We start from the raw sequence: 26,580 nt of genomic DNA on the forward strand, positions 1-26,580 counted from the left end.
AGCTGATAGTCCTGCAACAAAACAGGGCCGCGCTCACCCGCAGTCAGGGAATTCTGGTTATCCGGGATCGGTGCACCAGCACTTGTCGTCATAATCGGACGGTCTGCCATGGGAATTTCCTTCCTAAAAATCGTTTGTGATCCTACATTCAGCTTGGATTCTGACCTTGGACAGCCCCGCCGCATCATGCCTACTGGATAATGAACCCAGTTTAGACTAATTCTAAGTATAATCTCCAATTGCTTTTTTTGTTATTATTGATAAGTTTTTCCTATCATGTTTACAGTTCGCCAAATGCGCTACTTCGATGCGCTCGCCAATACGCTGCATTTTCGTAAAGCCGCAGAGCTTGCCCATATTTCGCAACCCGCCCTCTCAGCGCAGATTGCTGAAATGGAAGCGGTGGCTGGCGCTTCGCTGTTTGAGCGCTCTCATCGCACAATCATTATGACTAAGCTTGGCCGCGAGTTGCTCCCCGGCATTCGGGCCATTCTCAAAGAGCTTCACGCGATGGAGGAAATCTCTGCGCAGAGCAAAGGCCTGCTGCAAACCCAGTTGCGACTGGGGATTATCCCAACCGTTGCTCCATATATTATCCCGCATCTCATCCCACTGCTGGCCGAGCGGCACCCGTCTTTCCGTCTGCAATTGCGCGAAAGCATAACGGCAACGCTTCTTGAGGAGCTTCATTCAGGTGAGACCGACGCTGTCATTGCAGCTTTGCCAATCGTGGATGATCGGCTTACGCATCAGAAACTTTTTGATGATCGTTTTCTGATCGCCACGTCAAGCAATGACCAGACGGTATTGTCTTCGACCATGACGCAGGATGATGCGGCGCTTGATCGCCTGCTGCTGTTGGAAGAAGGCCACTGTATGCGTGATCAGGCGCTGGCGATCTGTTCTCGGCCATCCCAGCGGCAACTGGTAAAATATGGCGCAACCAGCATGACGACACTTTTACAAATGGTCGCCCATGGAATGGGCCTGACGCTTATTCCGGAAATTGCTGTTCATGCGGAAACGCGCAGCAACACTATGCGCATCGTTCCGTTTGATGGGGAGCAGCCCAAACGGGAAATCGCACTTTTCTGGCGCAGGCAAAACAGACGCTTCGATGACTTTCGCGCACTTGCAGATTGCATTGTCGAAAGTGCATCCGGCCTTCTCATTGATGACGATAAAATGAAGGCACTCTCAAAATAAAAGGCGACCTCAATGAGGCCGCCCTGATGAAATGCACGTCCGATATGATATTACATACCGCCCGGATAATTCGGGCTTTCACGGGTGATGGATACGCCATGAGAATGGCTTTCACGCAAACCCGCATTGGAAATGCGAACAAAGGTTGCCTTGTCGCGGAACTCTTCCAGCGTCTTGGCACCGACATAGCCCATGGAGGCACGCAGTCCACCGGCAAGCTGATGCAGAACAGCTGAAATCGGTCCTTTATAAGCGACCTGACCTTCAATGCCTTCTGGTACAAGCTTCAGCTCATCACGCACTTCCGCCTGAAAATAGCGATCTGCCGAACCGCGCGCCATCGCACCAACCGAGCCCATGCCACGATAGGATTTGAACGAGCGGCCCTGATGCAGATAGACCTCGCCTGGGCTTTCTTCCGTACCCGCCAGCAGCGAGCCAGCCATGGCAGCAACCGCACCAGCGGCCAGCGCCTTGGCAAAATCGCCGGAGAACTTGATACCGCCATCAGCGATAACCGGAATGTTATGCTTGTGCGCGGCTTCAACTGCCGACATGATGGCTGAAAGCTGCGGAACACCAACACCGGCGACAATGCGCGTGGTGCAGATGGAACCCGGCCCGATGCCGACCTTGACGGCATCCGCACCGGCATCGATCAGCGCCTGTGTTCCGCCAGCCGTTGCAACATTGCCGGCCAGAATGGCAACATTGGGATAGGCTTTTTTGATTTTCGCAACGGCATCAAGAACGCGCTGTGAGTGACCGTGAGCGGTATCGACAACCAGAAGATCAACACCCGCATCGATCAGACGTTCAGCACGCTCGTAACCGTCTTCGCCAACGCTTGTGGCAGCAGCAGCGCGCAAACGGCCTTGCGCATCCTTGGCGGCATTCGGGTTAAGTTGCGACTTTTCCATGTCTTTGACGGTTATCAGGCCAACGCAGCGGCCCTTGTCGTCAACGACCAGCAGCTTTTCAATACGATGCGCATGTAACAGTCGCTTCGCTTCGTCTTGGCGCACGTTTTCGCGCACCGTAACCAGGTTTTCGCGCGTCATCAGTTCATAAATCTTCTGCGCTGGATCAGAGGCAAAACGCACATCACGATTTGTCAGGATACCGACCAGTCGTCCCGGACCCTTGCCAGCGTTTTCTACAACGGGAATGCCCGAAATTCGGTGTGCTTTCATGAGCGCCTGTGCGTCGGCAAGCGTTGCATCCGGCCCAATCGTGACAGGGTTTACGACCATACCGGATTCGAACTTCTTGACCTGGCGGACTTCTTCGGCCTGACGTTCAGGTGTCAAGTTACGATGAATAACGCCGATACCGCCCGACTGCGCCATAGCAATGGCGAGACGTGATTCTGTGACGGTGTCCATGGCAGCTGAAAGCAGCGGCAGATTAAGCTCAATATCTTTGGCAATACGGGTGCGCAGATCAACCTGCCCCGGCATCACCTCTGAATGGCCCGGCTGCAAAAGAACATCGTCGAATGTGAGAGCAAGAGCTCCGGTGGAAGATTCTACGATTTTAGCCATTGCCAATTCCTTTACCGGGTTTACCGAATGAGAAAAGCCGCCTCTCCGGTAAGAAACCGGGAGCAGCGACTGCGCTTCGTTGCGTATTGAATTGGCACCGGCTGGTAACATGCTTATGACTGATTGGAAAGTCTTTTGCGGACAAGTTTCAGTTACTGATAACGATTTTCATGATAAACCCGCCGCCATATTCTTTAAATTTCGCCCAAAGGGGGCAAAATGCGTAAGGCATATCAACGAATCCATCTCATTCGTCGCTCACGCGCAATGTGGATGTCTCCACGATTGTGGAAGCCCCGCCTCGTTTTCTGGTGTGGCGCGATTGCAATTGGTGTTCTCAGTGTGGCCTTCGCGGAAGCCGCCGACATTGCACAGGGTTGGTTCAAGAGTCTGACCGATGGCCAAACCAGCCCATGGCGGGCCTGGTTGCCACTGTTGATCACGCCCTTCGGCTTTATGCTATGCGCGTGGATTTCAATGAAATTTTTTCCCGGCTCCGGCGGCAGCGGCATACCGCAGGCAATTGCAGCGCGGCACCTCAATGACCCAAAAGACCGAACTTTGCTGCTCTCGATGAAAATCGCTTTCGGCAAAATCTTCCTCACAATCGTCGGGTTGTTTTCTGGTGCTTCGATTGGACGCGAAGGTCCGACTGTGCAGATCGGTGCGTCGATCATGCTGTTATCTGCACGCATTGGCAGCTTGGAACACGCGCGTGGACTTATCCTTGCGGGCTCTGCGGCAGGCATTGCTGCGGCTTTCAATACGCCGCTTGCAGGAATCGTCTTTGCCATTGAGGAAATGGGGCGAGCCTATGCAGCACGAACGAACGGGCTTGTTCTGTCCGCCGTCATTCTTGCAGGTCTTGCCTCGCTCGGCCTTGTTGGAAACTATAACTATTTCGGTCTTACGACCGTAACTGTTGTAAGCCGCTTAGACTGGATTCTGGTCATTCTGTGCGGCGTGATCGGGGGTGCATTTGGCGCAACATTCAGCGCTCTTGCGCTCAATCTGACCAACCGTATCAGGCGTCGTGTACAAAAAGCACCGCTGCGCGACACAGTCATTATAGCGGGCATTTGCGGCCTGCTGATTGCCGTGATTGGTATTACATCGGGAGGATCAACTTTCGGCACCGGCTATGATCAGGCTCGCAGCGCCATTGAAGGGCTTTCCTTGCCACCACTTTATTTCCTTGAGAAATTCATCGCCGGACTTCTCTCAATGGTTTCGGGCATTCCGGGCGGCATATTTGCCCCATCACTGTCGGTCGGCGCAGGCCTTGGCAGCACGATAGGCTTATTGCTTGGCACCAGCATCAGTCTCGCTGCCGTTCTTGGTATGGCAGGATATTTTGCAGGTGTCGTGCAAGCACCAATGACAGCCTTTGTGATTATTCTGGAGATGACCGGCAATCATAACAATGTTATTCCGCTTATGTGTGCATCAATGCTGGGCTACGGCACAGCAAGACTTATATCGCACGAGCCACTTTATCACGCTCTTTCACGTATATTTGTGGCAGATGTCTTACGTCTGCGCCGGGCACAGAAGAAGAGTGTATTAACTGAGTAATCATCAAATGGGGGGAGAACAGCCTATGGACAGGCGCGCGTTTGCAAAAGGACTTGCAGGGTTTGGAACAATGCCTTTCATTGTCGGCTCAGCGGCAGCAGCACAACGAGGGGAACAGAGCATGCTGGAACTCATGGGGGGGAGCATCACTGATGTTCCGGGACTAAAGCTGGGCCATCATACGCTGACAAAGCGCCCGACCGGCTGTACAGTTCTTCTTTGCGAAGAAGGGGCTACGGCAGGCGTCGATGTCCGCGGCTCGGCACCCGGCACCCGTGAGACTGATCTTCTGGACCCCATCAACCTTGTGCAGAAAGTACAAGCGGTCATGCTTTCGGGCGGCAGCGCCTACGGGCTGAATGCAGCAACTGGGGTCATGCGCTATCTCGAAGAAAACAAACTGGGATTTGCAATCAGCAAAGGCGTGGTTCCAATCGTGCCGGCTGCGGTTTTGATGGATTTAGGCGTCGGCGATTTTTCCATACGTCCTGATGAAGAAGCTGGCTATCTCGCCTGCAAGGCAGCAAAAAGCGAACCCTCCGCCGAAGGCAATATTGGCGCCGGTGCAGGCGCATCCGTCGGCAAAATGTTTGGCATGGACTATGCGATGAAGGGCGGTTTAGGCACCGCAAGCTATAAAGTGCCCGGCACCGACGTTGTGGTGGGGGCGATTGTTGCCGTCAATGCGGTCGGTGATGTCTATGCACCCAATTCGCAGCAGATTCTTGCTGGCGCACGCAATGAAGACGGCAAAGGTTTCCGCAATATCATGGATGCGATCATGCAGGGCCGCAATGTCGTCAAATCGGGTGGCGCCAACACGACAATCGGTGCGATTGCCACCAATGCGCCCTTCAACAAGGCAGAACTCAAGAAAATCGCCGGCATGGCGCATGATGGGTTTGCCCGTTCGATCAATCCGATCCACACAATGTGGGATGGCGATACAATCTTTGCGCTCTCGACAGGCAAGGCAGAAGGGGTGGAAGCTGATGTCACGGCCATTGGTGCGATTGCGGCAACTGTGATGGCACATGCAGTCGCCCGCGCAGTTGTGCAGGCAGAAAGTCTACCCGATCTCAACCTGCCCGCGCATCGCGACTATGTTTAAAGGCATGTCCCCCAAAAGCGGCTCCTCCTTTTGGAAGACATATTTTAAATTGAAAGCTCTCAATAACCACATGAACATCCAGCAATTGAAACAGTCAGCAATATAAGCGATAGAAAAGGCAGCCTCTATAAGGCCATTATATTAGCAGTAGATTGATTTTTATCTGGAAAACAGGCTCGGACAAGGCATGACAGGCAATTCCCTCAAATTCGGCACAAGCGGCCTTAGAGGTCTCGCAACAGAACTAAACGGATTGCCTGCCTATGCTTATTCGCTGGCATTTGTTCAGATGCTGAAATCCAGAGGGGAGCTGACTGCGGGCGAGCGCGTTTTTGTCGGTCAGGATTTACGCCCATCAAGCCCCGATATTGCGGCCCTCGCCATGGGCGCAATTGAAGACGCTGGCTTCACGCCCGTTGACTGCGGCGTGTTACCGACCCCCGCATTGAGCTATTTCGCAATAGCACAAAATGCACCCTGCATCATGATTACCGGAAGTCATATCCCAGATGACCGCAACGGCTTGAAATTCTATCGCGCCGATGGCGAAATCGACAAAAATGATGAGACAGCAATCAGCGCTGCCTATGCTGCCCTGCCCGCTGATCTTGCCACAAGAAAAGCGATGAACCTGCCTGTAAGCACTCAGGCAATGGATGCCTATGCTGCGCGCTACATCAAGCTGTTTGGCGTAGACAGTCTCGCGGGATTGACAGTCGGCGTCTATCAGCATTCCTCTGTGGCACGTGATCTTTTGATTAAAATACTGGATGCTCTTGGTGCTGAAACAATTGCGCTTGGTCGATCCGATATTTTTGTGCCGGTCGACACCGAAGCCCTGCGTACAGAAGACATTGAGCTGCTTTCGCAATGGGCAACTCAGACTTGTTTTGACGCGATCGTTTCAACAGATGGCGATGCAGACCGCCCGCTTATTGCCGATGAGCAAGGGCATTTTGTGCGCGGCGATCTCGTCGGTGCGATCACGTCTGCATGGGCAGGCGCAGACACAATCGTAACGCCTGTCACCTCCAATACAGCGCTTGAGGAATGCGGAAAGTTCGCTCACGTTTTGCGCACACGCGTCGGCTCACCCTATGTGATTGCCGGAATGCAGAAAGCTTTAAGCGACAATGCAAAACGCGTTGTCGGTTTTGAAGCCAATGGCGGCGTGCTGCTCGGCAGCACCATTGAGAAAAACGGCCAGCCATTAACAGCCCTCCCAACCCGCGATGCGCTGCTGCCTATCCTTGCATGTCTGAGTACCATCAAACAGTCGCAAAAGCCGCTCTCCGAAATTGCGAAAAGCTACGGCTTCCGCATCGCATTGAGCGACCGTTTGCAAAACGTCGCACAAGAAAAGACTGCTGCCTTTCTCTCGGTCATTACGCAAGAAGAAGCGCGCCTGCGCTTGTTTCCATTAACGGACGCAGTTATTCGCCTTGAAACAATTGACGGTGTGAAACTGTTTTTTGCATCCGGCAACGCAATCCACTATCGCGCCTCCGGCAACGCGCCAGAACTGCGCTGCTATGTGGAAGCCGCGACCGAAGAACAGGCCGCACAACTTTTGACCATGGGACTTGAGATCGCCCGTAAAGCAACGAAGGATGCCAACAGCAAATGAGCTTTATTCCGGTTATCATCAGTGGCGGTTCTGGTTCCAGACTCTGGCCGCTTTCGCGCGACGCCCACCCAAAGCCTTTCATCGAACTGCCCGATGGCGGCACGTTGATTGGAAAGACCTATGCACGCGCATCGCATCTTGATGATGTCGAACAGATCCTTACGGTTACGAACCGCGATTTCCTGTTTCTGACACTTGATGCCTATGCGGATGCGGGTGCACGCAAAATCGAAAACACATTTCTGCTTGAGCCGCTTGGCCGCGATACAGCTCCTGCTGTTGCCCTCGCAGCTCTTCAAGCCGCTTCAACCTATGGTGCCGACGCAACTTTGCTCGTTATGCCTGCGGATCATCTCATCGAAGATGAAGCTGCATTTGGCCAAGCCGTTCTCAAAGCACGCAAGCTTGCAGATAAGGGCCGCATCGTCACTTTCGGCATCGTTCCCGATCACCCGGAAACAGGCTTTGGCTATATCGAAGTCAATGGCGACGATGTTTTACGCTTTGTTGAAAAACCGGACGCCTCCACCGCGCAAAGCTACGTCGAAAGCGGCCGGTACTATTGGAATTCCGGCATGTTCTGCTTCAAGGCATCAACGATGATCGACGCCATGCAAAGCCATGCGCCCGATGTGCTTGCGGGTGTAAAGGCAGCCCTTGAGCACGCGCGCCATGGCCTGAACGGCGAAACCAAAACGCTCGAAATCGCCCGCGATGCGTTTGCAGCAACGCCTGCAATTTCCATCGACTACGCCGTCATGGAAAAGGCTGACAATATTGCCTGTGTTCCGGTTTCCTGTGGCTGGTCGGATATTGGGTCCTGGGCGGCGATGGCAGACCTGATTACACCAGATGCGAATGGCAACCGCTTACGCGGTGAAACTGTGCTTGAAGACACGACCGATAGTTTTGTCCTGTCAGAAACCCGGCTTGTAAGCCTCGTCGGTGTTCACGATCTCCTCGTCGTCGATACGCCGGATGCGCTTCTGGTCGCCCATCGCGACAAGGCACAGGACGTTCGCAAAGTGTTCAACAAGTTGCGCGCACAGGGCCATGAAGCAGCCAAGCTGCATCGCACGGCCCACCGTCCATGGGGAACCTATACGGTTCTTGAAGAAGGCGACGGCTTTAAAATCAAGCGTATTGAGGTTAAGCCCGGCAGCCGCCTCAGCCTGCAGGCGCATCACCACCGTTCCGAACACTGGATCGTGGTTTCCGGTACAGCCAAGGTCGTCAATGGTGAACGGGAAATCCTGCTGACCACCAACCAGTCCACCTATATCCCATGCGGTTTCAAACACCGTCTGGAAAATCCCGGCATTCTGCCGCTGGTTCTGATCGAAGTGCAAAGCGGCGAATATCTCGGTGAAGACGACATTGTTCGCTTCGACGATATTTATGGGCGGACATGATCAGACTGATGGCGAATTAGCGGTTCTTCGCAAAAGCGAATCCGCTATAGTCACATCATGACAATCCGGCACTTAAGCGAAACCATTATCAACCAGATTGCTGCTGGCGAGGTGATTGAACGCCCCGCAAGCGTAATCAAAGAACTTGTCGAAAACGCCATCGATGCAGGGGCAACCCGCATCGAGGTTGTAACAGCGGGCGGCGGCAAGACACTTTTGCGCGTCACCGATAATGGTTCAGGAATCGCCGTCGATGAACTGCCGCTGGCAGTCTCGCGCCATTGCACATCGAAACTTTCCGATGATGTGAACGATATTCGTGCACTGGGCTTTCGTGGCGAGGCATTGCCGTCGATTGGCTCTGTTTCAAAACTCTCGCTGAAATCACGTCCACAGGATGCGGAATCAGGCTTTGAAGTTGCCGTTAACGGCGGACGTCTGGAAGGCCCGCGTCCCGCCGCCCTTAATCGTGGCACCATTGCCGAAGTGCGCGATCTTTTTTATGCAACCCCTGCCCGTCTCAAATTTATGAAGACGGACCGTGCAGAAGCCACCGCGATTACCGACATTGTCAAGCGGATTGCCATCGCCTTTCCGCATGTGCGTTTTTCTCTCGCCGGCACCGATCGCACGCCACTGGACTTGCCAGCAACGGGCAGCGGCGCAGACGCAACGTTAGAACGTATCGGGCAGATTCTCGGCAAAGAATTTTCCGAGAATGCGCTTGCAATTGACGCCGAGCGCGATGGTGTTCGACTTGCTGGCTTTGTTGGCATCCCCTCATTTAACCGCGGCAATGCACTACACCAGTTTGCCTATGTGAATGGCCGCCCGGTGCGCGACAAACAGATTTTTGGCGCATTGCGCGGTGCTTATTCCGACGTGATTGCACGTGACCGGCATCCGGTTGCAGTGCTTTTTCTCACGCTTGATCCGGCGCTGGTGGACGTAAACGTGCACCCCGCTAAAGCCGATGTGCGTTTCCGCGATCCTGGTTTGGTGCGCGGCCTCATCGTTGGCGCAATCAAGCAGGCACTCGCGCAATCGGGCATTCGACCGGCAACCAGTGGTGCGGAAGCCATGTTGCAGGCATTTCGGGCCGAAGGCTTCCAGCAGCGCCCGGCAGCAAACACTTACGCATCGCAGAACTGGCGCACAACGCCTCCTGCCCCCCGCACCGAGTGGTCGCCGCAAACCGCACACCCTGCCCATAAGCCACTTGATTTTGATCATATCCCCGCATTTCGCGAGGATACACAGGCGATTATTGAGACTTTTTCGCAGCCGGCAGCCGATGCGCGCGCAACAATCGCGCAGGCACCTGTAGAACTGATGCAGAAGCCGCTGGGGGCTGCACGCGCGCAAATCCATGAAAATTACATCGTCGCACAAACAGAAGACAGCCTCGTCATTGTTGACCAGCACGCAGCCCACGAACGGCTTGTCTATGAGGCACTGAAAAATGCCCTGCATGCGCGTCCCATACCCGGACAAATGCTGCTCATTCCTGAAATCGTTGATCTCACGGAAGAAGATGCGGAGCGGCTCGCAACCCATTCCGAAACGCTTGCACGATTTGGTCTTGGTATCGAACAGTTCGGACCCGGCGCGATAGCGGTGCGCGAAACGCCTGCCATGCTGGGCGAAATGAATGTGCAGCAACTCATCCGCGATCTCGCGGATGAAGTTGCAGAACATGATACATCCGATGGCCTCAAAGCCATGCTCAACCATGTCGCCGCGACAATGGCCTGCCACGGTTCGGTGCGTTCGGGGCGGCGCATGAAGCCCGAAGAAATGAATGCGCTGCTGCGCGATATGGAAGCAACACCCGGTTCAGGCACCTGCAATCACGGACGTCCGACCTATATCGAACTAAAGCTCACCGACATTGAACGATTGTTCGGAAGGCGCTAAAGCATGTCGCGCAAAAGTGGAAACCGCCTTTGTGGGCAAATCAGTCCACCAGGCTGATTTCCATTCCCGCTACGATCCGAGAACGCCATGCGTAAAAACAAGAAGGTCGAGCGAGCCTATTAGGTACGATTAAGCGCGGCACGCTCTAGACGATGACGCTGGCACTTGATAGATTTCCGTATCAAGGAATTACACAATGAACAGATTTGAATCACCCCGCTCTTCTCAAGCCGTTCTGCGCTATCTCGATGGCGATTTTGAAATTGTGCAGCACGGTTCTTATGTCGTCTGTGCGGTGTCTAGCGCGCATATCCCGCTCGACGAGCTGAAATACTGGAGCGTGGCGCGGCAGGAGCCCTATGCGACGGGGCTTATTTCTTACGAGCGTGAGCTCGAACTCAATCCGGAATTGCGCAGCCGCAAAAAGGCTTGATAATCAGGCGATTGAGCGGGCTTTGAACCGCTCAACAGCCGTATCGAGAATTTGGCGCAGCGCATCCTTGCACTCAAATTGCAGATCGACATCAAGCACAGCCAACTGACTGATGAATGCGTGCGGCACGCTGCTCATGGTGGCAAGGCGAACATGGTCCTTGGCAGTGGTGATCAGTCCAAAGCCAAGCTTTTTCGCGGTTTCAACCAGCGTGCGGATATCATCCGGCTGATAGCTGTAATGGTCCGGGAAGCTTCGCGTTTCCTCCACACTACCGCCTGCCTGCTCTACACTTGCAAAGAACTTGGCAGGATTGCCAATGCCTGCAAAGGCCAGCCAGCGTTTGCCTGCAACGTCTGATGAAGAGGATGGCAGCAATTGCGCTTCATAGACAGCTCGTCCGGCACGCGATGCCTGTCGCACCACGAAATCTGCCTCGCGCGCCTTGCCAATGCGCAGCAGCGCATCGGTTTTGCGCATCTGGTCCGTCAAAGATGCCCTTAATGGCCCTGCCGGGATCACCCGCCCATTGCCAATACCACGCGTGGAATCGACCACCAGAAGTGAAAAATCGGCATGAAGGCGTGCGCTCTGAAAACCATCATCCATGATGATAAAATCGCAGCCACGCTCAATCAGTTCCAAAGCCGATTTCAGCCGATCCGGGCAAAGTGCAACCGGCGCGTGGCGCGCCAGTAAAAGCGGTTCATCGCCAACATGACGCGCACTGTCATTGGAGGGGGCGACAATATGCAACCCGGTATAATTGCCGCCGTAACCGCGGGAAACAATGCCGGGGTGCAAGCCGCGCTCCTTTGCGGCCTTGGCAAAGGCAATCGCAGTGGGGGTTTTGCCTGCGCCACCCACTGTGAAATTGCCGATGCAAAGCACAGGCGCTGCGATTTTGGGAGGTTCAGCATGGAGAAGCCTGCGGCCCGCAACAGCGCCATAGCCCCAGGATAGCGGAGCAAGTGCGTATGCCCGCCAGTCAGGCTTTCCCCACCAGAAGGGCGGTGCCTCGCTCACCATGATCAGATGCCGCCGTTGATAAAGATCGCATCATTGCGATTTCCCGGCAACTGCGCTTGCAGCACCAGCGGCTGGATAAAAGGCTCCAGTGAATTTAATGTGCGGTTGAGTGCGCCGCGCATGTCTTTCACGGTATCCGAACCGGCATTGATCATCGTCTGCAAATGCTGCGGATTGTTAAACAGGAAATTGATAGCGCCAGCCAGCATATTGCGGTCTTTCACAACACGCGCACCACCATTTTTGATGAGACGCTGGAAAGAATCGCGGAAATTCTGCACATTCTTGCCGGTCAGTACGGCTGTGCCCATCATCGCTGGTTCAAGCGGATTATGACCGCCTTCCTTGGTCAGTGAATTGCCAATGAATGCAATATCCGTCAGTTGCAGATATAGCCCCATTTCGCCAATCGTATCACCAAGCAAAATATCTGTATCGGCTGCAATCATATCGCCACGGCTGCGCGCTGCGACCTTCAAGCCCTTTTCGCCAAGCATTGCCTCAATGGCGGGAGCACGGTTGGGATGACGCGGTACAATGACCGTCACCAGACGCGGATAGCGAACTTTGAGCATCTGATGCACTTCGGCAGCGATTTCTTCCTCGCCGTCATGTGTCGATATAGCTGCCCAGGTGCGGCGCCCACCAATCTGGTGCTGAAGTGCAGCCAATGCCTGCGGATCAGCAGGAGCAGGCGCGGTATCAACCTTGAGATTGCCGGAAACGCTGACAGGCCGTGCGCCCAGCGCGCGGAAACGATCTCCGTCAAGCTCGGACTGCGCAATCACATGCGCGAAATTTTCAAACAAGGCTTCGGCCAGTTCGGGGCGCTTCTGCCATGCTGTAAAAGAGCGGTCAGAAAGACGACCATTCACCAGAACCTGTGGGATATGCCGTGAGCTGAGTGAGAGCACGGTCGCAGGCCATATTTCGGATTCACAGCCAATCGCCAGATCCGGCTTCCAGTGATCAAGAAAATTATTGACCGCCGGTTGCAGATCAAGCGGCGCATATTGATGAATCACCTGACTGCCAAGCAGATCCGCAACAAGTTTGGCAGATGTCACAGTGCCAGTCGTCATTACAATATGGATGCCCGCCGCGGCAATACATTCAATCAGCGGAGCAATCGCAACCGTTTCACCCACACTTGCTGCATGCGCCCAGATAACGGGGCCCTGCGGTCTGGGGATAGCGGTCTTGCCGTAGCGCTCTGCACGCCGCAAACGCTCTTCCTTGCCGCGCGAAGCACGATAGGAAATATATGTCCCGATGAATGGGTAAGCGGCAGAGCCGAGCATACGATAGGCCGACAACATGTTTCGTGCCCAACGTTCACTCATTTCATTGCCTCCAATGCGGCATAGGCTTTGATCGTCGCGTCATTAAGCTGGCGCGTCAATTCCATGCGCTTTTCTTCCAGTTGTGCCTCGTCGGCATTTTCATCCACCCAGACCGGCTCTCCGCAAACAATCATCGAGCGGCCAAATGGCAACGGAATAGTGGTCTTATCCCATGTCTTATGCAAAACATGATTCCGCGAAAAAGCATATGCAAAAGGCATTATTGGCCGACCGGAGAGTTTGGCCAGCAAAATAATCCCCTCGCCTGCTTCTCGCGCCTTGCCATGAGCAATATCGGCAATCATCGATGCCGATTGTCCCTTTTTCAGCGCATTTTTCAATGTCAGAAGTGCACGCGCACCACCTTTTTTCGCCGAATTTCCTTCGCCACGACCACCAGAGCCACGCACAGTTATAAAGCCGAATGTCTCGGCAATACGTGCATTAAGCTCCGCATCCGCACTGCGTGAAAACATTGCCACGACTTGAAGATCGTGCGGGCGCACCACAGGCGCCATAATGTGCTGGCCATGCCAGAAGGTTATGATGGAGGGACTGTGTTCACTCAAAAGACCTTTTATATCCGCAGACCCTTTAAGGGCCGGATTGGTCAGGTGCACGAATTTCAGATAGCCGGAAATCAACTGCACCAGCGCAGATTTGACAAATGCAGAGCGCGCCAGCGGGCCGCGAATGCGGCGCCACACGCGCTTGGCAAAGCCATCCGAGCGGCTGCGCGCATCGGCTTGCGATGCGCGCTCTGTTTCGGCCACCTGATCTTTATGCGGAGTGGACAAAAGCGTTTATTCCGCCTTCAGGTCCACGCCTTCCGGGTCCAGCAAGCGGTGCAGATGGACGATGAAATAACGCATATGCGCATTATCCACGGTCTGCTGCGCCTTCGACTTCCATGCAGTCTTTGCAGTTTCATAATCCGGGTAGATTCCGACAATATCGAGATTGTCGAGATCGCGGAACTGAACCGTTCCAAGCTTGGTCAGCTCACCGCCGAACACCAGATGAAGAAGCTGCTTTTTGTCGCCTTCGGCACTCATATGATCATTCCTTGAAACAAACCCGTTCGCCGCATGATTAGCTCAATGGCCAGTCCGCGACAACACTCAACATTTCCTGCAAAAGGTTTCCACTCGACGCCACCAGCGCGCCATGTTGCAGCGTCTGCCCACCATAAATGAGCGGTCGGGCATCATGGTTCAAGAGCGCACCACCCGACTCACTCAAAATGAGGTCTGCCGCAGCCAAGTCCCAATCATGAGAATTGGGCCGAATGAAGGTACCAGCAATATCCCCACGTGCAACCATCGCGATACGATAGGCCAGTGACGGGACATAGGGATGAAGAACCGCCCTGTCGCGCCAGCTTTCAGGCATAACGTCGACCATTCTCCTGGCGGAAGCGATTGAAATTTTTTCATCAACAGGCGGCAGCCGGGTTTGAATAGGCATACCATTCTGCGATGCGCCAAATCCCTTGCCAGCCTCAATCACCTCATTGAGTGCAGGGCATTGCAACACACCGGCAATTGGCTTTCCGTCTTCAACAATGGCAACACTGACACACCACTGCGCCTGGCCGTTGATGTAACCGCGCGTTCCATCAATCGGATCAATCACAAAGGCACGGCTTCGCACCGCAGCGGCGCGATCATCGGTCGTCTCTTCCGAAATCCAGCCATAATCGGGGCGCGCTTCGAGCAGCACGTCCTTGAGATAGCGATCAACCGCAAAATCTGCTTCGCTGACGGGAGACTGGCCGTCTTTCATCCAGACTTCCGGCGACTGGCCGAAATAGCGCATAGCGATGCGGCCAGCCTCCCGCGCTGCGTTACGCAGGAGTTCCAGCTCGTTCTGAATATCTCTTCGTTTCTCAATTTCCGGCAAGGGTCATGCCTTCAATTACAAGAGTTGGGGCGGTCATACCAAAATTCCGATCAATATCGGAGGCGGGAGTCATGTTGAGGAACATGTCCTTCAGATTGGATGCAATCGTCACTTCGCTGACCGGATAGGCGAGAGTGCCATTTTCAATCCAGAAGCCTGACGCGCCACGGCTATATTGACCGGTGATCATATCGACGCCCTGACCAAACACTTCCGTCACATAAAACCCTGTACCGACCGAGCGGATCAACTCTTCCGGCGATTGGATACCCGGCTCAATGGCAAAATTTGTTGAGGCAGGCGAAATATGTGAACCTGAACGCACGCCACGCCCATTGCCCACAAGGCCCAGTTCACGCCCACTCGAACCGGATAACAGCCAATGGTTCAGCACACCGTTTTCAACCATGGTCAGAGCCTGCCCCTCAATGCCCTCACCATCAAATGGACGCGATGAGGCCCCGCGAATACGCAGTGGGTCGTCGGTGACGTTGATTCCCGCTTTTAAAATCTGCTTGCCGAGACTATCGCGCAGAAAACTTGTCTTGCGCGCAACCGAAGCGCCATTGATGGCGCTGGCAAGATGCCCCGCGATACCACGTGCCAGACGCGGATCAAAAACAACGGTCACGGGCCCGGTTTTGGCCTGCCTTGCGCCCAGACGGCGCACAGCACGCTCACCAGCACGTTTGCCGATATTTTCAGGCGTATCGAGATCAGCAAAATGAAGGCGCGAACTAAAATCATAGTCACGCTCCATCTTCGTGCCCTCACCTGCAATTGCAGACACAGAACGACCAAAACGCGTTGCCGCATATTCCCCTGAGAAGCCGGATGAAGTGACGAGTACCAGTCCGCCCATGCTGCGCGATGCCCCCGCACCGCCTGAATTGGTAACACCGGCAACAGCGCGTGCAGCCGCTTCGGTTGCCAACGCATCTTCTGTAAGGCGGGCAGTGTTAATCTCAGTCGTGTCAAACAGATCAAGATCACGTGGTGATTTTACCAGCAGTGCCGGATCGGCCAATTGTTCGAATGGGTCCTCCGGGGCAACGCGTGCCATGGCAACCGCCCGCTCCGCCAATTGCATTGGATCACTTCCAGCATTGGCCGAAACACTGGCGATACGACGGCCGACAAATACGCGCAGAGAAAAATCATCGCTCTCCGACGATTCGGTTCCCTCAACCTTGCCAAGTCGGACAGAAACGCTCACCGAGCGCGCGCGGATCACAACTGCGTCAGCATGATCAGCCCCTGCGCGCTTCGCAGCTTCAACAAGACGGGCTGCGCGATCGACGATTTTTTCCGAAGAATTATTTGAAATCATTACATTATCCAAGTCCACAGGGGCCTAACTTAACCAGACTGGCAACCACGATATATAACCAACCGTAACGGGAGTTTGCGAAAATATCGTCAAATCGTTCGACATCAGACTGATTAGAGCCATATCTTGCTTCTATATTGCCGAAATCCGGGGGCTTCAAGGCAAGGCCGCCACATTCTTCAAATTCCAAGAGCATAACATGGTCGCAACTGGCGGAAGTCTCTACTTACAGGCCCTGGTAATTCTGGGTGGCGCGATCATCGCAGCGCCTTTGTTCAAGCGACTTGGCTTGGGCACGGTTCTGGGTTATCTCGCCGCCGGTATTGTTATTGGTCCGATAGCGCGTCTCATCGCGGACGGTGAAGATTTTCTGCATTTTTCCGAACTCGGCGTCGTGTTCCTGCTCTTTATTATCGGGCTTGAACTCAAACCGTCCCGGCTATGGGCATTGCGCCATGCCATTTTTGGCCTCGGTGCCGCGCAGGTGATCCTGACTGGCTCGGCATTGGCAGCGCTTGGCGTTTATCTCGCCGATCTGAACACAGAAGCTGCGATCATCATCGGCTTCGGCCTCGCATTGTCTTCAACAGCCTTCGCCATGCAGGTGCTGGAAGACAGAGCGGAGACCAACCAGAAGCACGGCCAGCGCGCTTTTGCGATCCTGTTGTTTCAGGATCTCGCAATCGTGCCGATCCTTGCGATTATCCCGGCACTCTCTCCCAATGAACCTTCACAAGCAAGCGCTGGCTTTCATCTCATAACGGCCATCGCAGCCATTGCAGCGCTGGTGATTGCCGGTCGCTATCTGATCAATCCGATGTTCCGCATCATTGCCAATACGGGCGCGCGCGAAGTCATGATTGCAGCAGCCCTTTTCGTTGTGCTGGGATCGGCAAGTCTGTTGCAGGCCGCAGGGCTGTCCATGGCGATGGGTGCTTTCATTGCTGGCGTTCTGCTGGCCGAATCCTCCTATCGCCACGAGCTGGAAGCCGATATCGAACCCTTTCGCGGAATATTCCTCGGGTTGTTCTTCGTGGCCGTCGGCCTTTCGCTTAACCTCACCGTTATCCTGCAATATTGGCAGACAATCCTGATCGCGGTTCCGATCTTCATGATCGTCAAAGCGGCCATTATCTATATTCTGTGCCGTATCTTCCGCTCAAACCACAACGATGCGATACGCATCGCATTCCTGTTGCCACAGGGCGGCGAATTCGCTTTCGTGCTGTTTTCGGCTGCGGCTGCGGCTGCCGTCATTTCGAACGCGCTCAGTTCTGAACTGGTGGCCGCCGTCACTGTTTCGATGGCACTGACACCGCTTTCTGTCGCCATAGGCACAAAACTGCTGATCAAAGACAAGACAGAAGACGTCATCGAAGAAAACTTTGAAGGTGCGGGGGCAGATGTGCTGATGATCGGCTTTTCGCGTTACGGACAGATCTCAGCGCAGATCCTGCTTGCAGGCGGCATCGATGTGACGGTGATCGACAATTCACCCAACCGCGTGCGTGCTGCTGGAAAATTCGGCTTCCGTATTTATTTTGGCGATGGCACCCGCAAGGACGTGCTGGAAGCGGCAGGGATTCGCAAAGCGAAAATCGTCGCCGTCTGCACGCATAAGAAGGAAATCACCAACCGCATCGTTAATATGATTCAGTCGGAATATCCCGATGTGCGCCTGTTTGTTCGTTCCTATGACCGTGAACACACGCTGCAACTGCGTGGGCAGGGTGTGGAATATGAACTGCGCGAAACCTTCGAGTCTGGTCTGTTGTTCGGTCAACGAACCCTTGAAGGTCTGGGAATAACGGAAACAATCGCCTATCAAATCCGTGAAGATGTACGCCAGCGCGACGAAGACCGCCTCCATGTGCAGGCATCTGAAGGAATCATGGCAGGCCGGTATCTGCTGTTCAACAAGCCGGTTACGCCAGAACCTCTTGTCAAACCTGCACGCGAAGGCCAGCGCATCGACAAGGCGGGCAGCGATATGGATGTTGTTGCACAGATTGATGAGGGCGCGCCTGCGAACTCGCTCGCAGCTGAATAATTTAAGATGCAGACGCCGCCACTGGCTTTCCACTGAGCACCGTATCAAGTGCGCGCTTCAACTCTTCGCGTATATCGGCGCTTTGTGACAATATCTGCTCGAACTTCAGGAAATCGAGCAGACCTATCCGCTCAACATTCGGACGCAGGAAGATGTGCGGCGGACGATTGCGGAACTTGTTTTCTATAATCGAGCACATGGTGAGTTGGTTGGCACCCATCACCGCTTCAATGGTCGTCGGCATATAATCGTCTGGGCCCACAGGCGCCCCGACAACATCGATGCCAATCACAATATCAGCCTTATCGAAGAGCAAATCGAACGGAACAGGATTGAGCAATCCACCATCCACCAGAATTCGACCATCGCGCCGCACCGGTCTGAACACTGGCGGAATGGCGCAGGAAGCAGCAATCGCCGAGCGCAAATCACCGCTTTGAATGTTGATTTCGGTGGCCGCATGAAAATCCGATGCTGTAATACTCATCGGAATTTTCAGATCTTCGACATTTTCCGGCAACGCCGCAGGGAGAAAGACGTCGAGTATTTTTTCAATGTTAAACTGGCTGACGCGAAAACCACCCTTGAGCAGCTCGACCCAGCGTTCAGGGCGCGCCTGCCACATACGACGCGCGACCTCCGAACGGCGATTGAAAATCGCTGCCATATAGTCGTGAATTTCCTTGCCGCTCATACCATTGGCCATACCAGCACCGACAATCGAGCCGATGGACGAACCGGCAATGGCCACAGGCTTGATGCCAAGCTCGTCAAGAACTTCGATAATGTGGATGTGGGTAATTCCACGCGCGCCACCGCCGCCAAAGGCGACGGCGATACGCGGCGTTGATGGCACGGTGGTATCCATGCTGTTCTTTCTGCAGTTAGAGCATTTCCAGCAAAGATGCGAGGCAGTTCTGCATGGGAGAATGCGTGAAAACAAACAGATAGAGCATTTCCTGTTTTGATTGAAACATTGGAAATGCTCTAGGACTGTACCAACTTAAGACTGTGCCGGCCCATAAACCAAAATTGCAGGTTCTGCTTCCAGAAGCTTTTTGGCAATAGCTTTTACCTGATCAAGCGTAACCGCATCGATCAGTTCGGCGCGTTTATCAATATAATCCCGATCAAGCTCTGCTTCCTGAAGACCAACGAGCGTGTCAGCAATCGACACAGACGAGTCCAGATTATTCACCGCATATGAGCCTTTAAGATAGCTCTTGGCAGCGGCAAGTTCTGCCTCCGTCGGGCCTTCATTGGCCATTTTCGCCACCTGCTCGCGAATAATCTTGAGTGCTTCCTGAGACTTGTCAGGGCGCGTGGCCGTCGAAATCGTCAAAGCCGAGACGTGATCACGCAGCGCCATGGACGAGGATACTGAATAGGCAAGCCCACGCTTTTCACGCACTTCTGCATAAAGACGCGAGGTAAAACCACCACCCAGAATATGGTTCATCAGGTAAGAGGCAAAAAACTCGTCGTCCTTGCGCGGCACAGCCGGATAGACAAGGCTGATCGATGTCTGCGGCATATCAAAGCTCAAGCTCGTCGTCGTACCAAGCGCGAGCTTCGCATCCGGCACAGGCACAAGCTCTGCATTTGCGGGCAGATCACCAAACACCTTGTCGAGCATTTCACCCAGATCCTTCGGGGTGATCGAGCCGACAACACCAATTGTCAGGTGATCCCGTGCAAAATTCTTGCGGTGAAAATTGATAAGGTCATCCCGGGTAATCGATTGCAGCGACTTGACCGTACCATCATCAGGGCGACCGTAAGGATGCTTGCCATAGAGGACTTCAGAAAATTTGCGCGAAGCGATCGTTGAAGGATTGCGCTGTGACGCTTCAAGGCCGGCAACAACCTGCTGGCGAATGCGATCAATCGCATCCTGATCAAAGCGCGGCTTATTAACAGCAAGAGCGAGAAGGTCAGCGACAGCATCGCGGTTTTCAGAAAGCATCCGAATGCTGCCTGCAACAGAATCAAGTGACGCCGAAAAGCTCATCTCCGCGCCGAGATTATCGATGCGTTCCTGAAAGCTATCGGCATCAAGATCGCCAGCACCTTCATCGAAGAGGCCTGTCATCAGGTTGGCAAGACCTTCCTTGCCACCCGGATCCTGCGATGTCCCCCCCTTGAATGAAAACCGCATCGAAACAAGCGGCACGGAATTATCTTCCACCAGCCAGGCTTTGATGCCTTTTGGCGAAACGACTTCCTGTATTTCAATTGCATTGGCCGGAAGGCTCAGAGCGGCCAGCAACAACATCGAGGTTACAACGGCGGCAATGGCATTTTTCGTCCGCAGAATGCTCAAAACAACAACATTACTCACTGGATTGCTCCTTCTGCGCCATTCACTCCTGCATTGCCCGCCGCTGCATTGGAATTTTCACTTGCATTTTCCGGTTCCGTATCGGGCGGCAACAGATAGCTCGTCACCGACTGGTCCTTCACAAGATAACGGCTTGCCGCGTCCCTGATCTGCTCAACCGTCACAGATTTGATCAGGTCTGGCCATTTCTGAATATCTTCAATGTTCTGACCAACAGACAATGCTGAACCGTAAATTCGCGCCATACCAGACTGGCTGTCCCGCGCAAAAATCACGGCCTTGAGAAAACGGTTGCGCGCCTGATCGAGTTCTTCTTGCGTCACACCATCTTTGATAATGCGTGCAACCTGCGCATCAACAGCCTTTTCCACTTCCGCCAATGTCTTGCCAGTTTGTGGAGAGCCGTAAACCGAGAACGTGCCGTCATCCAGCGCATCACCGTCATAGCTCGCGCCTGTATTGGACGCGATGCCCTGCTTAACGATCAGTTCCTGATAAAGGCGCGAGCGCAGCGATCCGCCCAGAATCTCGCCCAAAAGGTCAAGTGCAGGTGCATCGCCCTTCTTTACATTGGGAAAGCGCTTTTCATTGGCGTAAGATGGTACAAGCCAAGAAATGCGGAACGATGGGGTGCTGACGCGTTCATCATGCAAGGTCACAATCCGCGCCGCATGTTTTACCGGCTCCTGCGGACGGTCACGCGGCAGGACCTCAGCCCGCTTCGGGATTTTTGCCCAGGTTTTCATGACAAGATCACGCACGCGCTCAGGCGTCACATCGCCAGCGATCACCAGCGTGGCGTTGTTTGGCGTGTAATATTGCTGATAAAAATCGATCGCGTCTTTGAGGCTGAGCTTTTCCATTTCCTGCCGCCAGCCGATTACCGGCACGCGATAAGGATGATTATAAAAAAGCGTAGCGTCGGTGTTTTCCATCAACATCGCTGCGGGATTGGAATCCACCCGCATACTGCGTTCTTCGAGGATAACATCGCGTTCTGTCTTAACCGCCTCTTCATTAAGCACCAGATTGGCCATCCGGTCCGATTCATACCCCATCACCATCTCAAGCGCGTCGGGCGTCACTCGCTGGAAATACGCCGTGTAATCATAAGAGGTGAAGGCATTTTCCTGACCACCAATGGCCGCGACTTTTGCCGAAAATTCGCCTGCCGGGTAGGTCTTGGTGCCCTTGAACATCAAATGTTCGAGAAAATGCGCAATCCCGGATTTACCCGCAGCTTCATCAGCCGAACCCACATGATACCAGATCATCTGCGTCACGACAGGCGCGCGGTGATCCGGGATAACGACGACTTGCAACCCGTTTTCAAGGGTGAAGCTGCTGATACCTTCGGATTGCTTTATTTCAGGAAGCTTTTGAGGCGACAGCGACGCTGCGGCCTCGGTCGTTGCAGCCGGAGCTGCCGTTTGCGCCTGTACGGAACCAGATGCCAGCGGCAACACCAGTGCAAAACCAAGTGCCGTAGACAACAATAAGCGCCGGAGTGAGGGGTTATGCACCAAGCGACATCTCCAATCAGTTTACATTTCACCCAGATCCTGAGTGAAATGGCTTAATATAAAATCAAATATTACCCCCGGACCCGGTTTTCCGGTTCCGGTAAGTCATTAGCTTTACTTCAGCTGGATGAGGCGAATGATGGTGCCACCATAATTCCGCTCTTCATGCACGACGAATCGTTCATCCAGTTCAAGCGATGCTTCTGCATCCTCTTCAAGCACCAGAAGTGCGTCAGGATTAAGCCAATTGCCTTCAAGCGCAGACAAAAGTGCTTTTTCACCCATGCGACGTCCATAAGGCGGATCGGCAAAAACCAGATCAAAAGGCTCCATTGTTCCTGCCTCGCCGAGCTTGCAGGCATCACGACGCAAAACTTTGGTCTGCCCCTGAAGTCCAAATGTTTCAATGTTCTGGCGAAGAAGACCGCGTCCTTCCGCCGATTCCTCGACGAAAACCGCATAGCGTGCACCGCGCGACAGCGCTTCAAGACCGAGCGCGCCTGTGCCTGCAAAAAGGTCAAGGACACGCCCGCCGTCCACTTTGTCAGGAAAACTATGCGCGAGAATGTTGAACAGGCTTTCACGTGTGCGATCCGTTGTCGGACGGATCGCATTTGTTGCAGGTGTTACGAGCGTGCGCCCGCGGAATTTACCGCCGACGATCCGCACCACTACCCCCTGGCTTGCCACCGCGTGGCTTTCCATCGCCGGACCGGCCATTGCCTGGCTTGCCGCCTGAGCCACCACGATCCGGCCCCTTGCCTAAGCCGCCCGGCCCCTTCGACGGGCCGCGGCCTTCACTGGAGCGCGGACCGCTGCCACGTGGCCCGGATGGCTTACCAAAGCTCCGGCCTTCATAGCCGCCCGATGATCTTTCGCCGCCCTCACCCTTTAGTTCAGCGCGCTCACGCTTGCCGGGACGACGCTCTTGCTTGCGATCGTCGCGTCCTTCGGGCCGTGGTGCACGCGGTTCAAAACGGCCCTCGGCGCGCCGGGGACGCTCTTCACGCCCCTCATCACGGCGTTGTTCACCATCACCAAAGCGTCGTGGACGGGACGGGAAATCTCCCTCCGGGCGCGGACCGCGATGCGCCGGACGTCCTTCAGGGCGAGAGCCCTGCTTGTCAAAGCGCCCTTCAGAACGGCGCGGATCACCATCGGAGCGGCTTGCGCGCGCACCACGGCTCTCGGCACGAGCGGCCTTGATTGCAGCAGCCTTTTCACCCTGTGGGCGCGCGCCTGACGCCATCCAGACATTGGAATTGCCACGACGGCGCGGCTCAACCCTGTCTTCTTTCATTTCTTTCTGCTTGCGGCGTTCCGGCTGGCTCGAAATCCATTCGCGTTCCCGTGGCGCGCGCCGACGCTCTTCTTCCGGCTCACGCTGTTCCATTTCACGCGCGGTTCGGCCCTGAACAACCGTGTTGGAGAACTCGTTGAGAATGGGGGCATCGAAATCAGCCCCCGATTCCTCGACCAGCTTTTCACCAAGCTGGTCACGCAGAATGCGACCGCGAATTTCGCGCACGCCGCCTTCTTCCAGATCGCCCAGCTGGAATGGACCAAATGAGACGCGGATCAGACGACCAACGGTCAGACCAAGTGCACCAAGAATGTTCTTAACTTCGCGGTTCTTGCCCTCGCGCAAACCGATCGAAATCCAGACATTCGCACCCTGTTCGCGCTCAAGCGTCGCTTCAATGCTGCCATAAAAGACGCCATCAACGGCAATACCGTTTTTCAGCTCATCAAGCTGCGCCTGTGTTACCTTGCCATGGGCGCGCACGCGATAACGGCGCAGCCAGCCGGTAGAAGGCAGTTCAAGAACGCGCGACAGCCCACCATCATTGGTAAGCAGCAGCAGACCTTCCGTATTGATGTCCAGACGTCCGACCGAGAGCACACGCGGCATTTCCGCAGGCAGCGCTTCAAATACGGTCGGGCGACCTTCAGGATCGCGATTGGTCGTCACAAGACCTGCTGGTTTATGGTACAGCCAGAGACGAGTGCGCTCGGCCTGCTTAAGCTGTTTGCCGTCAACGGTGATGACATCGCTGCGCTTCACGTTCACAGCCGGGCTGTCTAGCACCTTGCCATTCACAGAAATGCGGCCTGCCGCAATCATCGTCTCGGCTTCGCGGCGCGACGCAATGCCCGCACGTGCCAGACGCTTGGCGATACGCTCGCTGGTATCTTCGCCTTCCTGCGGGGCGCGCGACCCAAACGTGCGCGGCGCACCACGATCGTCTTCGCGACGCGGCCTGTCTTCGCGCGGCTTACCTTCGCGAGGCCGGTCGTTACGCGGACGCTCTCCGCGACCTTCGCCGCGTCCGAATGGAGGACGTCGACCGCCCTTATTGTCGTCTTCAGTGCTCATCTGGTATTGGCCTCTCAGCAGCGTTGCCTTGTCCTCTGTCGCCTTTTTAGGGTCATCCAGAACCATACGGTCAAAAACGCTGTATAAATCCGTTTGCAAATCGGTTTTGATTTCGTGACTTATGCAGTAACAAATCGCTCAATGGCTTGCGAGCAAAATTTCCCGCTCTTTGCCACGAAATGAGGTTGGCTTGAAAAAGGTTGCAGATATTTCACCACCCAAACTAGCAACACCGATGGATATTGCGCTTGAGGAAGCGAAATCTGCGGCCCTTCGCGGAGAGGTGCCGATTGGCGCAGTTGTCGTATATGAAGGAAAAATCATCGCGCGCACGGGCAACCGGACACGGGAATTAAATGATGTGACAGCGCATGCAGAGATCCTTGCAATACGCATTGCGGGCGAGGCGCTCAAATCTGAGAGGCTGATCGATTGCGATCTTTATGTAACGCTTGAGCCTTGCGCAATGTGCGCGGCTGCAATCTCATTTGCCCGTATCCGCCGCCTTTATTATGGCGCAGCCGACCCTAAGGGCGGCGGCGTGGAATCTGGGCCGCGCTTTTACACGCAGCCCACATGCCATCATGTTCCAGAAATTTATACAGGCTTTTCCGAAGAGAAAGCGCAGAAGATACTCAGGGATTTTTTCCGCGAGAAGCGGTAATCATTTGGCCTCTCGGGCCACACGGCGCCCGGTCATAAGCTCCAATGTATTATCCCGCATTGCAAAATGATGCACAAACACCATCAGCACATGGCCAACAATGGCCGCCAGGAGTAACCAGCCAAGAAGGCCATGAACTGCAATGGCAGGCGCGGTCAGCAAAGTATTCGGCACTCCCGTGCGTTCAAAAATCTGAATCCCAAGAAACGAGAAGCCACGGCCATTACCATAGCTGCGCAGGACTGCAACCGCAGGCACGACAAACATCAGCCCATAAATAACCAGATGACCAAGACCCGCCAGCTTGCCCAAAACACCAGACTTATGCGGGCGCCTTGATAAATTCAGCAATCCCCACACGCCTCTGATCAAAACCAGCAAAAACAACGCAAAGCCAACCTGAAAATGTGTTGGCCATATCAAATTATAAATTGCTGTGTCTTTAGCAAAAAAGCGAAGGATTGTTGTGATGAATTGCCAAGCAAACAGTACAACCATCAGCCAGTGCAAAGATCGGCTGACCACCCCATAACCATCGGAGCCGTCTAAAAAAGGATTGTTTTTGTTCATAATAGATACCTTAATTTAAAAAATAATATAATAACGAATAGCCAATAACTTCACTTTGATTGAAATCACACATTGTTCAAAATAACCAAAATTAAAAATATTTAATATTTTGCAGCGCCCATCAAAGGGCATTTATATCTGCTTAAGTCAGACCGGCCTCTGAGGTCTTTGCTTTGAAGCATAATCCCAGAGCACTTTCTGTTTTGATCAAATCATCGGGAATGCTCTATCTATTTGTTTTCACACGTTATCTCACGCAAATCCGCTTCGCACTTCTGCTCGACATATGCTAAAGCTTGTGAACATTTAAAATCGGTAATTTTTCAATTTTGTGCTTCAATCTTCCTTTTGAGGGGGCTTTGATACGGCACGAGGAGGTCGTCATCGACTTGCTGGTAGATAGAGTGCGTCATATTCCGTTCTGACGCGGACTAAACAATCAACCGGGCACAACGCCGCCGCTGGCATCTATATGTCTCCGACTCCGATGTCTCGGGGTTATGTCTGCTTCGGTTCTGGCTTAAGAAGAGTCCCGCCAATGTGGCAACATACATGACATTATTCGATCGGTTGGTGAGTTGTCTGATCGTTATAAAACCATGCCTGCGAGGCAAAAGACCCCGCGC

23 protein-coding genes are annotated in these 26,580 nt (G+C 54.1%); 9 read left to right on the forward strand and 14 right to left on the reverse strand.

All coding sequences use genetic code 11. The features are described 5' to 3' along the window. Positions 1-110, reverse strand: a 110-nt coding sequence (locus tag ABE527_RS15425; RefSeq protein WP_499694877.1) for a catalase, incomplete at its 3' end; no start/stop codon positions are given. A gap of 166 nt (positions 111-276) precedes the next feature. On the opposite strand from ABE527_RS15425, the gene ABE527_RS15430 reads away from it, so the two are divergent. Next, positions 277-1,206, forward strand: coding sequence for a hydrogen peroxide-inducible genes activator (locus ABE527_RS15430; protein WP_265986140.1), 930 nt, complete (start codon positions 277-279; stop codon positions 1,204-1,206). A 50-nt stretch (positions 1,207-1,256) separates the two neighbouring features. On the opposite strand, the gene guaB is transcribed toward ABE527_RS15430, so the two are convergent. Further along, positions 1,257-2,750 carry an IMP dehydrogenase gene (gene guaB, locus ABE527_RS15435; protein WP_265986139.1) on the reverse strand — a complete coding sequence of 498 codons (1,494 nt, stop codon included), beginning with the start codon at positions 2,748-2,750 and terminating at the stop codon, positions 1,257-1,259. Between the two features lie 219 nt (positions 2,751-2,969). On the opposite strand from guaB, the gene ABE527_RS15440 reads away from it, so the two are divergent. The 6 genes from ABE527_RS15440 (at position 2,970) to ABE527_RS15465 (ending at position 10,825) form a co-directional block, all read left to right on the forward strand. Continuing rightward, complete coding sequence (locus tag ABE527_RS15440) at positions 2,970-4,325, forward strand: chloride channel protein (RefSeq protein WP_499697461.1); 1,356 nt, start codon at positions 2,970-2,972, stop codon at positions 4,323-4,325. A 25-nt stretch (positions 4,326-4,350) separates the two neighbouring features. Next, positions 4,351-5,436, forward strand: a complete 1,086-nt coding sequence (locus ABE527_RS15445; protein WP_396997180.1) for a P1 family peptidase — start codon at positions 4,351-4,353, stop codon at positions 5,434-5,436. A gap of 187 nt (positions 5,437-5,623) precedes the next feature. Continuing rightward, on the forward strand, positions 5,624-7,063 hold the full coding sequence (locus tag ABE527_RS15450) for a phosphomannomutase (RefSeq protein ID WP_499697462.1): 1,440 nt from the start codon (positions 5,624-5,626) through the stop codon (positions 7,061-7,063). Continuing rightward, the gene (locus ABE527_RS15455; protein ID WP_499694810.1) at positions 7,060-8,475 is read left to right on the forward strand and encodes a mannose-1-phosphate guanylyltransferase/mannose-6-phosphate isomerase; all 1,416 of its coding nucleotides are present in this window, start codon (positions 7,060-7,062) and stop codon (positions 8,473-8,475) included. The genes ABE527_RS15450 and ABE527_RS15455 overlap by 4 nt, the downstream gene beginning before the upstream one ends. Before the next feature lie 57 nt (positions 8,476-8,532). Then, complete coding sequence (mutL, locus tag ABE527_RS15460; protein WP_499694811.1) at positions 8,533-10,392, forward strand: DNA mismatch repair endonuclease MutL; 1,860 nt, start codon at positions 8,533-8,535, stop codon at positions 10,390-10,392. Between the two features lie 196 nt (positions 10,393-10,588). Beyond that, a complete protein-coding gene (locus tag ABE527_RS15465; RefSeq protein WP_265986133.1) occupies positions 10,589-10,825 on the forward strand; it encodes a DUF2093 domain-containing protein in 237 nt (78 codons plus the stop codon). A gap of 3 nt (positions 10,826-10,828) precedes the next feature. On the opposite strand, the gene lpxK is transcribed toward ABE527_RS15465, so the two are convergent. The 6 genes from lpxK to ABE527_RS15495 are packed head-to-tail and all read right to left on the reverse strand — an operon-like array spanning position 10,829 to position 16,429. Beyond that, on the reverse strand, positions 10,829-11,854 hold the full coding sequence (gene lpxK, locus ABE527_RS15470) for a tetraacyldisaccharide 4'-kinase (protein ID WP_499697463.1): 1,026 nt from the start codon (positions 11,852-11,854) through the stop codon (positions 10,829-10,831). Positions 11,855-11,856: 2 nt separating this feature from the next. Continuing rightward, complete coding sequence (waaA, locus tag ABE527_RS15475; RefSeq protein WP_265986131.1) at positions 11,857-13,197, reverse strand: lipid IV(A) 3-deoxy-D-manno-octulosonic acid transferase; 1,341 nt, start codon at positions 13,195-13,197, stop codon at positions 11,857-11,859. Further along, positions 13,194-13,970, reverse strand: coding sequence for a lysophospholipid acyltransferase family protein (locus ABE527_RS15480; protein WP_265986153.1), 777 nt, complete (start codon positions 13,968-13,970; stop codon positions 13,194-13,196). Before ABE527_RS15480 ends, waaA begins: the two co-directional genes overlap by 4 nt. A 30-nt stretch (positions 13,971-14,000) precedes the next feature. Next, the gene (locus ABE527_RS15485) at positions 14,001-14,252 is read right to left on the reverse strand and encodes a DUF4170 domain-containing protein (protein WP_265986130.1); all 252 of its coding nucleotides are present in this window, start codon (positions 14,250-14,252) and stop codon (positions 14,001-14,003) included. A gap of 37 nt (positions 14,253-14,289) precedes the next feature. Then, a complete protein-coding gene (locus ABE527_RS15490) occupies positions 14,290-15,099 on the reverse strand; it encodes a 3'(2'),5'-bisphosphate nucleotidase CysQ (RefSeq protein WP_499697464.1) in 810 nt (269 codons plus the stop codon). Then, positions 15,086-16,429, reverse strand: a complete 1,344-nt coding sequence (locus ABE527_RS15495) for a TldD/PmbA family protein (protein WP_396997187.1) — start codon at positions 16,427-16,429, stop codon at positions 15,086-15,088. The genes ABE527_RS15490 and ABE527_RS15495 overlap by 14 nt, the downstream gene beginning before the upstream one ends. Positions 16,430-16,628: 199 nt before the next feature. On the opposite strand from ABE527_RS15495, the gene ABE527_RS15500 reads away from it, so the two are divergent. Next, the gene (locus ABE527_RS15500; RefSeq protein WP_265986127.1) at positions 16,629-18,479 is read left to right on the forward strand and encodes a monovalent cation:proton antiporter-2 (CPA2) family protein; all 1,851 of its coding nucleotides are present in this window, start codon (positions 16,629-16,631) and stop codon (positions 18,477-18,479) included. Position 18,480: 1 nt separating this feature from the next. On the opposite strand, the gene ABE527_RS15505 is transcribed toward ABE527_RS15500, so the two are convergent. The 5 genes from ABE527_RS15505 to ABE527_RS15525 form a co-directional block, all read right to left on the reverse strand. Then, complete coding sequence (locus ABE527_RS15505; protein WP_265986126.1) at positions 18,481-19,347, reverse strand: patatin-like phospholipase family protein; 867 nt, start codon at positions 19,345-19,347, stop codon at positions 18,481-18,483. 135 nt (positions 19,348-19,482) lie between these two features. Beyond that, positions 19,483-20,754, reverse strand: coding sequence for a M16 family metallopeptidase (locus ABE527_RS15510; RefSeq protein ID WP_499694878.1), 1,272 nt, complete (start codon positions 20,752-20,754; stop codon positions 19,483-19,485). A 62-nt stretch (positions 20,755-20,816) separates the two neighbouring features. Continuing rightward, positions 20,817-22,343: a M16 family metallopeptidase gene (locus ABE527_RS15515; protein WP_265986150.1), complete on the reverse strand. Its 1,527-nt coding sequence runs from the start codon at positions 22,341-22,343 to the stop codon at positions 20,817-20,819. A 114-nt stretch (positions 22,344-22,457) separates the two neighbouring features. Then, complete coding sequence (gene rsmD / locus ABE527_RS15520) at positions 22,458-23,048, reverse strand: 16S rRNA (guanine(966)-N(2))-methyltransferase RsmD (protein WP_407673272.1); 591 nt, start codon at positions 23,046-23,048, stop codon at positions 22,458-22,460. After that, positions 22,993-24,720: a pseudouridine synthase gene (locus ABE527_RS15525; RefSeq protein ID WP_499697465.1), complete on the reverse strand. Its 1,728-nt coding sequence runs from the start codon at positions 24,718-24,720 to the stop codon at positions 22,993-22,995. Before ABE527_RS15525 ends, rsmD begins: the two co-directional genes overlap by 56 nt. A 235-nt stretch (positions 24,721-24,955) precedes the next feature. Here ABE527_RS15525 and ABE527_RS15530 point away from each other — a divergent pair, with 235 nt between their 5' ends. Beyond that, on the forward strand, positions 24,956-25,384 hold the full coding sequence (locus ABE527_RS15530; protein ID WP_499697514.1) for a nucleoside deaminase: 429 nt from the start codon (positions 24,956-24,958) through the stop codon (positions 25,382-25,384). Here the strand turns inward: ABE527_RS15530 and ABE527_RS15535 are convergent, their stop codons facing one another. Then, positions 25,385-25,954: a cytochrome b gene (locus ABE527_RS15535; RefSeq protein WP_499697466.1), complete on the reverse strand. Its 570-nt coding sequence runs from the start codon at positions 25,952-25,954 to the stop codon at positions 25,385-25,387. It abuts the gene before it with no gap. Between the last annotated feature and the right edge of the window lie 626 nt (positions 25,955-26,580).

This window comes from Brucella sp. TWI432 (assembly GCF_039674445.1).
In the GTDB taxonomy this organism is placed as follows: domain Bacteria; phylum Pseudomonadota; class Alphaproteobacteria; order Rhizobiales; family Rhizobiaceae; genus Brucella; species Brucella chromiisoli.